The organism is Achromobacter sp. 1012554356 (genome assembly GCF_059760815.1).
The window spans coordinates 1-12647 of record NZ_JCBANC010000013.1 but is presented as its reverse complement, the minus strand read 5'-3'; the positions used below and the strand labels follow the sequence as shown (position 1 = coordinate 12647).

The window sequence follows — 12647 nt, the reverse complement described above, 5'->3', positions numbered from 1 at the left end:
GGTGTCAGACACCCATGATGCACCGGTGCACCTTTACGGCTGTCTCGTACGGGTGTCAGACACCTGGGCTGTGCTGGTGTCAGACACCTGACCTGTGCTGATGTCTGACCCCGGCGCTACACACCTCACGCCGTTGCAATCGGCGTAACAGGTGAACCGATCGCGTGCGGCAGGCGCAGCGGCGGCGCGGTCAGCATGAAGTGGTGGCGGCCGTTGGCGAACAAGAATTCCGCCAGGTCCTTCAGATACCAAAGCTCCGCCAGCGGCAGGCCCAGCTTGAACAGGCAGTGGTGATGCAGCGGCAGCATCGGACGCGCGCCGGATTTTTCGCGGGCAGGGTAGGCCTCGACCGCGTAGTTGTCGGCGCAGATGGCGGCGATGCCGCTGTCGGTGATCCACTGCAGCAGCGCGTCGTCGGTGCCGTCCAGCGCGGCGCCGTATGTGTGCAGCACCTCGGGGTCCGGCGTGCCGTTCATGGCGACCACGGCTTCGGCGTAGCCGGTGCGCAGCACCAGCATGTCGCCGCGCTCGACCGTGATCCCGTCCGCTTCCAGCACGTGCATCAATTCGGAATGGCCGATCAGCGTGCGGCCGGGGCCGTAATGGCGGAACAGGTCGACCAGCACGCCGCGGCCCTGCATGCCTTTCTGCGCCAGGTTTTCTACACCCAGCTTCAGCGCGGCGGAGGGGCCGCCGCTGTTGCAGCCGCAGCCGGTGTGGTCGCCATCCTTGGGTCCCACAACGTCCACGCCCGCCTGAAAGCCGTTGTAGTAGCGCAGCTCGGGCGTGCCGTCGCCATCGGCATCAAACAACGCGCCGACGTGCGCCAGCGCGTCCCATTGCGTCGAGTACTGCATCGACAGCAGCACCTGGTCGTCGCTCAGCACGTCGAGCGCGTCAGGGTTGACGTTTTTCAACGGGAAGTTCAGGTACGGCGTGTCCTTGAGCTTCGTCGGGCTCAGTTGCGGCGGATGGCGGCGCGGGTTGAGCACGTTGCCGCCGGGCAGGTCCAGCGGCAGCGACAGGCAGAAGGTCTTGCCCGCGCGGATCTCGCGCGCGCCCTTCAGGACCTGTTCTTCGGTAATGAGATTCAGGCGGCCGAGTTGGTCGTCGGGCCCGAAGTCGCCCCAGTTGGAGCCTTCGGGCCGATGCTTCCAGCGTTGCATGCAGCTTACTCCGTCAGGAAGTCGACGACCGCGCGGGTGAAGGCTTCCGGTTGCTCCCAGTTCGAGATGTGGGAGGTGTTCAATTCAACGTAGCGCGCGCCGGGAATGGCGGCCGCGAGTTCCTGGCCTTGCGCGGGTGTGGCGGCCAGGTCGTGCGTGCTGCTGATGACCAGCGTGGGGGCGGCGATGGACGACACCTGCTCGCGGAAGTCGGCGTCGCGCAGTGCAGCGCAGTTGCCCGCGTAACCGGCGTCCGGCGTGCGGCGCAACATGTCGATCAGCACCTGTGTCAGGCCCGGCTCGGCGGCGCGGTAGCCGTCGGTGAGCCAGCGTTCGACCAGCGTGGGCGCCATCTTTTCGAGCGTCTGCTCGGCCACGGCGGCGATGCGGGTGCTCCAGCCTTCGGCCGAGCCGATGCGCACAGCGGTGTTGCACAGGACCAGCTTGCCGACGAGTTCGGGGCGCGCCAGCGCGAGCCACAGGCCGGTCGGGCCGCCCATGGACAGGCCGCAGAAGTGCGCGCGTTTGATGTCCAGGTGGGCCAGCAGTTCGGCGACGTCGTTGCCCAGCTGCTCGAAGCTGTATTCGCCTTCGGGGACCGACGACTTGCCGTGGCCGCGGGTGTCGTAGCGCAGCACGCGGAAATGCTTGGTGAGTTCAGGGATCTGGCGGGCCCACATGTCGGCGCAGGTGCCCAGCGAGTTGGAGAGCACCAGCACCGGCGCGTCGGCGGGGCCATCGATGACGTAGAACAGCCGTGCCTGGCTGAGATCGGCGTAAGCCATGTGGAACTCCTTTGGGGAAGGCGGCGGCCGCGCAAGAAGGCGGCCGCGCGGGTATTACAGGTGGCAGACGCCGTCGACGTAGGCTTTGCGCCAGCGGGTGATGGTCACGCGGTCGAACAGGTCGGCCCGCGCGAACGGATCGGCGTCGATGAATTGCTGCGCGGCTTCGCGCGTGTCGACGTCGACGATGTACAGCCCGCCGCCCGCATCCTTGCCGTCATCCTGCAGCTTGGCGCCGCACGCCAGCAGCAGCTGCTTGTTGGCATCCAGGTATTCCAGGTGCTTGGCGCGGTGCTGCTGGCGCACTTCCTGGTGGTTGGGCTTGTCGAAGGTTTCGATGATGTAGGGCATGCGAGGCTCCTGTCAGATCGCCGAGGGATGGCGCGCGAGCGCGGTGACTTCGATATCCATGTACGGGAAAAGCGGCAGCGACGACAGCAGCGTGTGCAGCTCGTCGTTGTTTTCGACGTCGAAGATGCTGACGTTGGCGTAACGGCCGACGACGCGCCACAGGCTCTTCCATTTGCCGTCGCGCTGCAGCTGCTGCGCCAGGGCCTTTTCGTCAGCCTTGAGCTTGTCCGCGCGTTCGGCGGGCATGTCGACGGGCAGATTGACCTGCATTTGAACCATGAACAACATGATGGACTCTCCATGATGCCGCCCCGGCGCGCGGGGCGGTGTAGCGGCAATTAAGGGGATTCAGTTCGCGAACTTCAGCGGCAGGCCGGTCAGGCGCAGCAGCTCATCGGCGGTCATATCGCCAAAGATGTCGGTGACCGTCACCCCATCCTTGTTGATGTCGAACACCGCAACGTCCGTGTACACACGCGATACGCAGCGCACGCCGGTCAGCGGATAGGTGCAGGCGTCGACCAGCTTGCTTTGGCCTTCGCGGGTTTGCAGTTCCATCATCACGAAGACGTCCTTGGCGCCGATCGCCAGGTCCATCGCGCCGCCGACGGCGGGGATGGCGTCGGGCGCGCCCGTGTGCCAGTTGGCCAGGTCGCCATGCTGCGAGACCTGGAATGCGCCGAGCACGCAGATGTCCAGATGGCCGCCGCGCATCATCGCGAACGAATCGGCGTGATGGAAGAAGGAGCAGCCGGGCTGTTCGGTGACGGGCTGCTTGCCGGCGTTGATGAGGTCGTAGTCTTCTTCGCCCTTGGCAGGCGCGGGGCCCATGCCCAGCATGCCGTTTTCGGTGTGCAGGATGACTTCGCGGCCAGCCGGCAGGTGGTTGGCGACGAGCGTGGGCAGGCCGATGCCCAGGTTGACGTAGGCGCCTTCAGGAATGTCCTGCGCGACGCGGGCGGCGATCTGGTCGCGGGTCAGTTTGGTGCTCATTGCTGCTCCTTGGCGGCCTGCTGGCCTGCGATCTGCACGACGCGCTTGACGAAGATGCCGGGGGTGACGACGGTTTCGGGGTCGAGCTCGCCCAGTTCGACGATCTCGCGGACCTGCGCCACGGCCACGCGCGCGGCGCTGGCCATGATGGGGCCGAAGTTGCGGGCGGTCTTGCGGTAGACCAGGTTGCCCCAGCGGTCGCCGCGTTCGGCCTTGATCAGCGCGTAGTCGGCGTGCAGCGGGTACTCCAGCACGTACTGGCGGCCGTTGATCTCGCGGGTTTCCTTGCCATCGGCCAGCGGGGTGCCGTAGCCGGTGGGCGTGAAGAACGCGCCGATGCCGGCGCCGGCGGCGCGGATGCGCTCGGCCAGATTGCCTTGGGGCACCAGTTCCAGTTCCAGCTTGCCGCTGCGGTACAGGCCGTCAAAGATCTGCGAGTCCGCCTGGCGCGGAAACGAGCAGATGATCTTGCGCACGCGGTTGGCGCCCAAGAGGGCGGCGAGGCCCGTGGTGCCGTTGCCGGCGTTGTTGTTGATGATGACCAGGTCCTTGGCGCCCTGTTCAAGCAGGGCGTCGATCAGTTCCATGGGCTGGCCGGCGGTGCCGAAGCCGCCGATCATGACGGTGGCGCCATCGGGGACGTCCGCCAGGGCGGCGGCAGCGCTTGCAACAGTCTTAGAGATCATGATGTTCGCTCATAGGTGGCGTGTCATAATTTGTTCTTCTTTCGAACTTTCGTTCTTCTGAAGAACATCGTTTCATGGGGAATGCGAAGGCGTCAAGGCATGCCCGCACGCCGCACTCTCCATCGTTCGGAGTCGCCCGCAAGGGGCAACGCAGGCTCGCCGCGGCGGGCCTTTTACTCGTGGAACCAGACGGATGGCCGAGCAAGATCCCCAGCAACCCAGCGACAGTTACGTGCAGTCCTTCGCGCGCGGCCTGTCGGTGATCCGGGCCTTCGGCCCCGACCGTTCGCAGATGACGCTGTCCGAGGTGGCCGCGGTAACGGGGCTGACCCGCGCCGGCGCGCGCCGCATCCTGCTGACGCTGGAACACCTGGGCTACGTCACGGCTGACGACCGCAAGTTCTCGCTGACCCCGCGCATCCTGGAACTGGGCTACGCCTATCTGTCGGGCACGCCGCTGTGGAACCTGGCGCTGCCCTACATGGAAGAAGTCGCCGAGCTGACGCGCGAGTCCTGCTCCGTGTCGGTGCTGGAAGGCGCCGACATTGTGTACATCCTGCGCCTGTCGACGCATAAGGTGATGACGATCAATCTGGCCGTGGGCAGCCGCTTGCCGGCGTGGGTGACGTCGATGGGCCGCGTGCTGCTGGCGGGCCTGCCGGAAGCCGAGCTGGACCGGGTCTTGGCGATGAGCCAGATCCAGACCTACACGGCGGAAACCGTCACCGACATTGCCGAATTGAAGCGCGTGCTGGCCGGCGTGCGTGCCGACGGCTATGCCTGCGTGGCGCAGGAGCTGGAGCCCGGCCTGCAATCCGTGGCCGTGCCCATCATCGACCGCAGCGGCCGCGTGATCGCCGCGATGAACGTCAGCGGTCATGCCAATCGTTTCTCGCGCGAGGCGATGCTGGAAGCCTTTTTGCCGCCGCTGCGCCGCGCCGCCGACCAGATCAACCACGCGCTGCTGCGCCGCTAGGCAAAGCCTGCGGGCGGCAGAAAGGTCGATCAGGGCGGACATGGCGGCCGCGCTCAGATGGGCGCGACGCCGAGCGTCGTGCCGCCGCAGACGTACAGCATCTGGCCGGTGACAAAGCCGTTGTCAGGCGACAGAAAGAACATCGCGGCGCGCGCGACATCTTCGGGCGTGCCCAGGCGCTTGACGACGATGCTGTTGATGATGCGCTCGGTCTGCGGCGCGCCGGCCGGATTGCTCTTCGTGAAGAGATCCGTGGCGATGGGGCCGGGGCCGATGGCGTTGACGGTGATGCCGTCGCCGCCCAGTTCCATGGCCAGCGTGCGCGTCAGGCCCACCAGCCCGGCCTTGGTGGCCGAATAGACCACGCGATCCGGCTTGCCCAGCGCGGCGCGCGACGACATGTTGACGATGCGGCCAAAGCCGGCTTCGCGCATGGCGGGCAGCGCGGCCTGCACCAGGATGAGCGCGGTGCGCAGGTGCAGATTGACGACGTAATCCAAGTCCGCCAGCGTGGCGGTGTCGGCCGTGCCGGGCCGCGTGGCGCCGGCGTTGTTGACGAGGCCGACGATGTTGAACGCGCTGGTGACTTCGCGCGCGACTTCCTGCGTGCGCGCCTCGTCGGTCAGATCGGCCTGATACGAGACCAGACCCGCCGGCGGATTCTCGGGCAGCTTGTAGTCGATGTTGACGACCTTGTGGCCGGCATCGAGCAGCATGCGGATGATGGCGGCGCCGATCCCGGCGCTGCCGCCGGTGACGAGATATGCGGTGGGTTTGGTCATATCGATTCCCGTTCGGTTCAAAAAACACTGCTCAGACAACTTCCCGGCTCCCCCCGATCGGGGACACCGCCAGATCCGGCTCCGCCGGTCTGCAGGTGTCGCCCCTGGGGGCGCGCGTGAGCGCGTAGCGGGGGACCGATCAATGGGTCAAATAGCCCCATGCCAATACTGCGGTGATGTGGATCACGCCGACCCACAGCATCATGATGACGGTATAGCCCATCACGTCGCGCAGCTTGAGCTTGGACAGGGCCAGCGCCGGCAGGATCCAGAAGGGTTGCACCAGATCATTCCAGGCGTTGCCCAGCATGACGGCCATGGTGGTCTGGTTGAGCGCGCTGCCGATTTCCTTGGCGGCGTCGATCATGAACGGACCCTGGATGACCCAGTGGCCGCCCGCGGACGGCGCGAAGAAGTTGATGACGAACGAGCTGATCAGACCCCAGAACGGCAGGGTTTCAGGCGTGGCGACGTCGACGAAGACCGCGGAGATCGTGGTGACCAGACCCGAGGCGGCCATGATGGCCATGATGCCGGCGTAGAACGGGTACTGCAGGATGATCCCGGAAATGGTCTTGATGCCTTCGGTCAGCTTGGCGACGTAGGCGGCGGGCGTGCCGAGCAGGATGATGCCCAGGAACAGGATGATGAAGTTGATGAGGTTCAGGTCCAGCGAACCGCCGTCCATGAAGTGGAAGACAACGTAGGCCACGCCCAGGGCGCCAATCAGCATGCTGAGCAGGCGGCTGTTGTTGAGCTTGGAGGCGATGGTGCCCTTTTCAAGCATGTCTTCGGCGGCGTTGGACGCGTTGGCATCGCGGTCGATGTTGGGATCGACTTCGACGATGGCCTCACCCTTCTTGGGGTGCAGCCAGGCGTTGAGCAGCGGCAGGGTGATGATGATGACCAGGCTGGTGAGCAGCATGGGCACGGAGAAGATGGTTTCCGACAGGGGGATGGTGCCCATCTGCGCGGCGGTGGGGTGGCCGGGCGTGGCGACCAGGACGGGGATGCTGGCGGACAGGCCCAGACCGTACATGGTGAAGCCGCTGTAGGCGGCGGCGATGATCAGGGGGTAGTGAACGCCCTTGACCTTCAGGGCCAGCTTCTTGGCGACGATGCCGCCAATGACGAGGCCAAAGCCCCAGTTCAGGTAGCTGCCGACGCCGCCGACCAGCGTGGCGACGATGATGGCGGTGTGCGGCTTGTGGACGTGGCTGACGATGCGGTTGAGCAGGCGGTCGGTCAGCGGCGCGGTGGCCAGCACGTAGCCCATGGCGAGGATGACGGCCATCTGGGTGGTGAAGGCCAGCAGGCTCCAGAAGCCTTTGCCCCAGGCGCGGGTGACGTCGCCGATGCCTTGTCCTTCGATGCCCATGGCGAGCAGCACGGTGAGCAGGGTCAGCGCGATCGCAAAGACGAAGGGATCGGGCAGATACTTGCGCATCAGCTCGGTAAAGAATGAAGCCAGTTTATTCATGGTGCCTCCAACAACTCCGTAAGGCGGTTCTCTGATGTCCGGCGGCGCGCGTGATCGGGTGACGATGCGGGCGTGCCGGACGATTGCTTTTCTTTGTGTGGGTGGGCTCGTGGCCCGATGGCGCGGTCGGTCTTGGCCGCCGCGCTTTTTGTGGATGTTTGAGAACGGACTCAGGAGCCGCTGGCTTTGCCTGTGAGCCACGCAGCGAGTTCGCCGAGGGCGGCGCTTTTTTCGCGCAGGACGCGCTCGCGGCGTTCGGGGCTCCAGGTGTAGAAGCCCTGGCCGCTTTTGGCGCCGATGTGGCCGCTGTCGACTTTGCTTTTGAGCAGGTCGGAGGGCTCGGTGCGGTTTTCGAGATCTTTATAGAGATAGCTGGCGATGGCGTAGTGGACGTCAATGCCGTTCATGTCGCGCTGTTCTAGCGGGCCGGACAGGGCGAGGCGGATGCCCAGGCTCCATTTGACGACTTCGTCTATATCCTCTGCGCTGGCGACGCCTTTTTCCAGCAGGGAGATGGCTTCGCGGGCGAGGGCGTGCTGGATGCGGTTGGCGATGAAGCCGGGGATGTCCTGCCGAACGAGAACGGGCCGCTTGCCGCCGAAGCGCAGGGTGGCCATGACCTTGGCGACGGTGTCCTCCGAGGTGTCATCGTTGCGGACGACTTCGACGAGGGGGATGACGTCGGCGGGGGTGAAGAAGTGAGTGCCGACAAAACGGTCGCGGCGCTGGACGGCGCTGGCGATGGCGTTGATGGACAGGCCGGAGGTGTTGGTGGCGAAGACGGTGTGCGCGGGGCACAGGGTGTCGAGCTTGGCGAAGATGCCGCGCTTGAGGTCGAGATTTTCCGGGACGGCTTCGATGACGAGGTCGCTGGTGGCGGCGGCTTCCAAGCCGGGTTCCAGGCGGATGCGCTGGATGACTTCCTGGACTTGGCCGGGGGCGTAGACGTTGAGCTGACGTTCGATGGTCTTCAACGCGCGTTCCAGGGCGCCTTCGACCGGATCAATCAGAACGACGTCGAGTCCCTTCGAGGCGAACAGCGCGGCAATGCCGCTGCCCATGGCGCCTGCGCCGATGACGGCGAGATTCTTGAGGGGAGTGTCCATGATGGCTCGCTTGGTGCTTGCGGCTGCTGCTCGCAGGCGGGCACGCGGGGACCAGGGGTGATGCTGTCTCGTCCAGGGTGCCTTTCTGTGCGCGCTTGGCCAGAAAAATCTTTGTGTTCTATATACGAACATTTGTGCGTGTATAGAATTTCTGTGGGGGATAGTACTAAAAGTTGCTGGGGGTGGACAAATGGAGGATTGGGGATGTTCGGTGGGTGGACGGTGGGCGTGATTGGCGCTGGCGGATTTATCGGCTGACTTCGGCTGATGGCCGGGTCTGAGCGCGGGGCGTGGCTGAATAGGTATCCGGCTTAGTTGATGCTAGTTGTGCCGTGAAGGGTGCCTGTCTTGTTGGTTGGCGTCTTTGGACGTGCTTTGCTGCCGGGCTGCATGTTCTTTTGACGCCCGGCGGCTTGAGCTTGTCGGGCGCTGGGGCTGGCGGGGTTCTTGAGGTTCTTGCCTGCGCTTGCGCGGGTTTGAAGAGTCTTGCGGAGCCCGCCCCGCGTCGGCCGCGCGGGCGGCCTGGCGGGGCTTACGCGGTGTCTTGCGTCGGTGGGGTGACGCTTCGCGCTGGCGCAGTCTTCCTGGTGTCTGACGGCGGCCTAGATGCAGATGCTCTCAGGTGTCTGACACCCTTACGCACTGTCGTCTGAGTTTGCCGCGACGTGGCTGGGTGTCTGACACCGGCCGCAAGCTGCGATGCTGGCGGCGCCAGCGACACCCAACGGTTCGTGTTGACGGCAGAGGCCTTACCCCGAATTCCGCAGCCCCGCCGCGATCCCGTTGATCGTCAGATGGATCGCGCGCTGCACCCGCTTGTCGATCTCCGCACTCGGGTTCTTCTGCGCCGCGCGATGCCGGCGGATGAGGTCGATCTGCAAATAGTTGAGCGGGTCGATATAGGCGAAGCGCTCGCGCAGCGCGATCTGCAACGTGGGGTTATCGGCGAGCAGTTCGCGTTGCGTCAGCAGCTTGAGCATCGCGACGGTGCGGCCGTGTTCGGCGCTGATGGCGCCGAAGATGCGCTCGCGCAAAGCGCGTTGGGGGACGAGCTGGGCGTAGCGGGCCGCGATCGCCAGATCGGATTTGGCCAGCACCATTTCCATGTTGGAAAGCAACGTGCGGAAGGCGGGCCAGTCGCGCGCCATTTCGCGCAGTTGTGCAAGGCGGCCTCGGCGTGAGCGGGGGGCGTCGGGGGCGCCGGATTCGAGGTAGGCCTCGATGGCGGAGCCCATGCCGTACCAACCGGTGAGCATGAGGCGGCATTGGGCCCACGAGAAGCCCCACGGGATGGCGCGCAGGTCTTCGATGCGCTGGCCCTTTTTGCGGGAGGCGGGGCGTGAGCCGATGTTCAGGCCGGCGATTTCACTGATGGGGGTGGCGGCGAAGAAGTATTCGGCGAAGCCGGGGGTGTCGTAGACGAGGCCGCGGTAGGTGCGTTGCGCGGTGTCGGACATGAAGGACATGGCGGGGCCGTGGTGAGCCATGTGGGCGTCTTCGGCGCTGGTGGCTTCGGCGCGCGGGGCGAGGCTGGATTCGAGGGTGGCGGCGATGAGCAGTTCAAGGTGCCAGCGGCCGACTTCTGCGTCCTTGTATTTGCTCTGGATGACTTCGCCCTGTTCGGTCAGCCGGATCTGGCCGGCAACGGTGCCGGGGGGCTGGGCGAGGATGGCGTCGAAGCTGGAGCCGCCGCCGCGTCCGACGGAACCGCCGCGGCCGTGAAAGAGGCGCAGGCGGACGTTGCGGGTGGAGAAGACGTCGACGAGCGCGCGCTCGGCCTGGTAGAGCGACCAGTTGGACGTCAGAAAGCCGCCGTCCTTGTTGCTGTCGGAGTAACCCAGCATGACTTCCTGCGCGCCATTCTGCGCAAGCTTCACGCGCTGGCGGACTTCGGGCAGGTCGAGCCAGGCGGCCATGATGTCGGCGCCGCGCTGCAAGTCGGGGATGGTTTCAAAGAGGGGCACGACCATGAGGCCGTCTTCGGCGGGAATGTCCTGGCCGGCGGGCGCGATGAGGCCGGCTTCTTTCTGCAGGACCATGACTTCGAGCAGGTCGCTGAGCGTTTCGGTGTGCGAGACGATGGTCTGGCGCACGGCCTGTTTGCCGTAGCGGGCGCGGCCGGCGGCGGCGGCGCGCAGGACGGCGAGTTCGCGGGTGGTGTCTTCGGAGTAGGCGATCCAGGGCGATGCCAGCGGGCGCGCCTGCGCGAGTTCGGCGCGCAGCAGGTCGACGCGTTGTTCTTCGGATAGCGCGAGGTAGTCCAGGGGCTTGCCATCGTGCGTGACGCCGGCGCGCGAGAAGAGTTCGGCGAGCGCGGCTTCGTGGACGTCGGAGCTTTGGCGCAGGTCGACGGTGGCGAGGTGAAAGCCGAAGACTTCGACAGCCTGCTGCAGGCCGGACAGGCGCAGTTTGGCGAGCGGGGCGCCGTGGTGCGCGCCGAGCGACGCGGCGATGACGGCGAGGTCGGCGGCCAGCTCTTGGGGCGCGTCGTAGGCGGGCGCGGCGACGGTGCTGCGGCGGGCGAGGTTCTGGCCGGTCAGGCGCAGCGCGGTGGCGGCCAGGCGGGCGTAGATGCCGACGAGGGCGCGCCGGTAGGGTTCGTCGCGGCGGTGCGGGGAGTCGTCGCCGCTGCGCTCGGCGAGCGCGAGCAGTTCGGGGTTGACGGCGATGAGCAGGGTGGTGATGGACAGTTCGGCGCCGAGGGCGTGGACTTCCTGCAGGTAGTGCTCGAAGAGGACAGTGGCCTGGCGCAGCAGGGCGCGTTCCAGGGTGGCGGCATCGACGTTGGGATTGCCGTCGCGGTCGCCGCCGATCCAGCTTCCCATGCGCAGGAAGGGTTCGAGCGGAGGAGGCGGGGCGGCGAAGGGCTTGGCGGATTCGCGGTTGAGCAGCTTGGAGAGGTCGCCGTAGAGGCGTGGAATGACCTGCAGGAAGGTGCTGCGGTAGTACGAGAGCGCGTTTTCGATTTCGTCGGCGACGGTCAGGCGGGTGTAGCGCAGCATGCGGGTCTGCCACAGGGTGGCGACGCGGCCGAGCAGGGCGGTGTCGAGTTCGGCCAGCTCATCGGGCGTGAGCTGGGCTTCGCGTTGCGCGAGGGCGGTGGAGATTTCGCGGTGAACGTCGAGGGTGCTCTTGCGCTGGACTTCGGTGGGGTGCGCGGTGAGGACGGGCATGACGCAGGCCTCGGCCAGCAGGCGGCGGATGCGCGCGACGCCGACGCCTTGTCCGCCGAGAATCTGAATGGCTTCGCGCAGGCTGCCGCGCGCGGCCGTGCCGTCGGTGAGGGCGCGGGCGCGTTGGCGGCGGTTCTGGTCGCGGTCTTCGGCGATGTTGGCCAGATGCAGGAAGTAGCTGAAGGCGCGGGCGACGGAGTTGGGGTCGCTGCCTTGCAGGCGCTTGACGCGCTGTTCGAGCAGCTTGCTGTCGGCGTCGTCGCCTTCGCGGCGGAATTTGACGGCGGTGCGGCGCAGGGTCTCGATGGTGTCGAAGACGCGCTTGCCTTCGCATTCTTCGATGACTTCTCCTAACAGCCGGCCTAACAGCCGGATATCGTGACGCAAGGGTTCTGCGGAATCGGACTGCGTGCGCTTGGCATTCATCGTGCGGGGATCCGTCTGACGGCTGTTGGAAGAGGACTAAATCGAAGCGGGCGTTGCGGGAAAACCTTGAAAATGATCGGTCGATTTTACGCAGCGTTCCTTACGGGGGAGGCGGTTTGCTCGGTTAAAGTGCGGGGTATCCCTTCGTCATTCCATAAGCCCCCTTTATGCAAAATCATCAACGTCGCGCGCTCGTGCTGTTTTCGGGCGGGCAGGATTCCACCACTTGTCTCGCCTGGGCGCTGGACCGCTACGCGCATGTGGAGACGGTCGCTTTCGATTACGGACAGCGCCATCACATCGAACTGTCGGCACGGCTGAATGTGCTGCGCGAGATCCGGGCCAATTTTCCGGACTGGGCGGCGCGTCTCGGCGAGGACCATTTGCTGGACCTGAAGGTGTTGGGGCAGGTGGGCGATACGGCCATGACTAGCGACCGGGCAATCGAAATGCAGGCGAATGGCTTGCCGAATACGTTTGTGCCGGGGCGCAATCTGCTGTTTCTGACGCTGGCGGCGGCGCTGGGGTATCGGCGTCAGCTGGATGTGTTGGTGGGGGGGATGTGCGAGACGGATTTCTCCGGCTATCCGGATTGCCGGGATGACACGATCAAAGCGCAGCAGGTGGCGTTGGGGCTGGGGCTCGGGTCACGGGTGACGATTGAGACGCCGTTGATGTGGATCGATAAGTCTGAGACCTGGGCGTTGGCGTATGCGCTCGGGG

Annotated in this window: 12 protein-coding genes; 2 read left to right on the top strand and 10 right to left on the bottom strand. The window is 65.7% G+C overall.

What is annotated here, in order from left to right; all coding sequences use genetic code 11:
- Positions 1 to 125 precede the first annotated feature (125 nt).
- The 6 genes from AC6LJW_RS08555 to AC6LJW_RS08530 are packed head-to-tail and all read right to left on the bottom strand — an operon-like array spanning position 126 to position 3981.
- Positions 126 to 1166, bottom strand: a complete 1041-nt coding sequence (locus tag AC6LJW_RS08555; protein ID WP_498086967.1) for a cyclase family protein — start codon at positions 1164 to 1166, stop codon at positions 126 to 128.
- Positions 1167 to 1171: 5 nt separating this feature from the next.
- A complete protein-coding gene (gene pcaD, locus AC6LJW_RS08550; protein WP_498086966.1) occupies positions 1172 to 1951 on the bottom strand; it encodes a 3-oxoadipate enol-lactonase in 780 nt (259 codons plus the stop codon).
- Positions 1952 to 2005: 54 nt separating this feature from the next.
- A complete protein-coding gene (locus AC6LJW_RS08545; RefSeq protein WP_056559792.1) occupies positions 2006 to 2302 on the bottom strand; it encodes a YciI family protein in 297 nt (98 codons plus the stop codon).
- A 12-nt stretch (positions 2303 to 2314) separates the two neighbouring features.
- Entirely contained in the window at positions 2315 to 2590 is a 276-nt protein-coding gene (gene catC / locus AC6LJW_RS08540; RefSeq protein WP_056559790.1) for a muconolactone Delta-isomerase, read from the bottom strand.
- 60 nt (positions 2591 to 2650) lie between these two features.
- On the bottom strand, positions 2651 to 3295 hold the full coding sequence (locus tag AC6LJW_RS08535; RefSeq protein ID WP_056559788.1) for a 3-oxoacid CoA-transferase subunit B: 645 nt from the start codon (positions 3293 to 3295) through the stop codon (positions 2651 to 2653).
- On the bottom strand, positions 3292 to 3981 hold the full coding sequence (locus AC6LJW_RS08530) for a 3-oxoacid CoA-transferase subunit A (protein WP_056559787.1): 690 nt from the start codon (positions 3979 to 3981) through the stop codon (positions 3292 to 3294). The genes AC6LJW_RS08535 and AC6LJW_RS08530 overlap by 4 nt, the downstream gene beginning before the upstream one ends.
- A 193-nt stretch (positions 3982 to 4174) precedes the next feature.
- On the opposite strand from AC6LJW_RS08530, the gene AC6LJW_RS08525 reads away from it, so the two are divergent.
- Entirely contained in the window at positions 4175 to 4957 is a 783-nt protein-coding gene (locus tag AC6LJW_RS08525) for an IclR family transcriptional regulator (protein WP_056559785.1), read from the top strand.
- Between the two features lie 53 nt (positions 4958 to 5010).
- On the opposite strand, the gene AC6LJW_RS08520 is transcribed toward AC6LJW_RS08525, so the two are convergent.
- The 4 genes from AC6LJW_RS08520 to ppc form a co-directional block, all read right to left on the bottom strand.
- Positions 5011 to 5739 carry an SDR family NAD(P)-dependent oxidoreductase gene (locus AC6LJW_RS08520; RefSeq protein WP_056559783.1) on the bottom strand — a complete coding sequence of 243 codons (729 nt, stop codon included), beginning with the start codon at positions 5737 to 5739 and terminating at the stop codon, positions 5011 to 5013.
- Between the two features lie 139 nt (positions 5740 to 5878).
- On the bottom strand, positions 5879 to 7219 hold the full coding sequence (locus AC6LJW_RS08515; RefSeq protein WP_056559781.1) for a short-chain fatty acid transporter: 1341 nt from the start codon (positions 7217 to 7219) through the stop codon (positions 5879 to 5881).
- A 170-nt stretch (positions 7220 to 7389) separates the two neighbouring features.
- Positions 7390 to 8325 carry a 3-hydroxyacyl-CoA dehydrogenase family protein gene (locus AC6LJW_RS08510; protein WP_498086965.1) on the bottom strand — a complete coding sequence of 312 codons (936 nt, stop codon included), beginning with the start codon at positions 8323 to 8325 and terminating at the stop codon, positions 7390 to 7392.
- A 749-nt stretch (positions 8326 to 9074) separates the two neighbouring features.
- Positions 9075 to 11924, bottom strand: a complete 2850-nt coding sequence (gene ppc, locus AC6LJW_RS08505; protein ID WP_498086964.1) for a phosphoenolpyruvate carboxylase — start codon at positions 11922 to 11924, stop codon at positions 9075 to 9077.
- A gap of 167 nt (positions 11925 to 12091) precedes the next feature.
- Here ppc and queC point away from each other — a divergent pair.
- Positions 12092 to 12647 (top strand): 7-cyano-7-deazaguanine synthase QueC (queC, locus tag AC6LJW_RS08500; protein ID WP_498086963.1); only part of this gene is annotated, 556 nt, incomplete at its 3' end.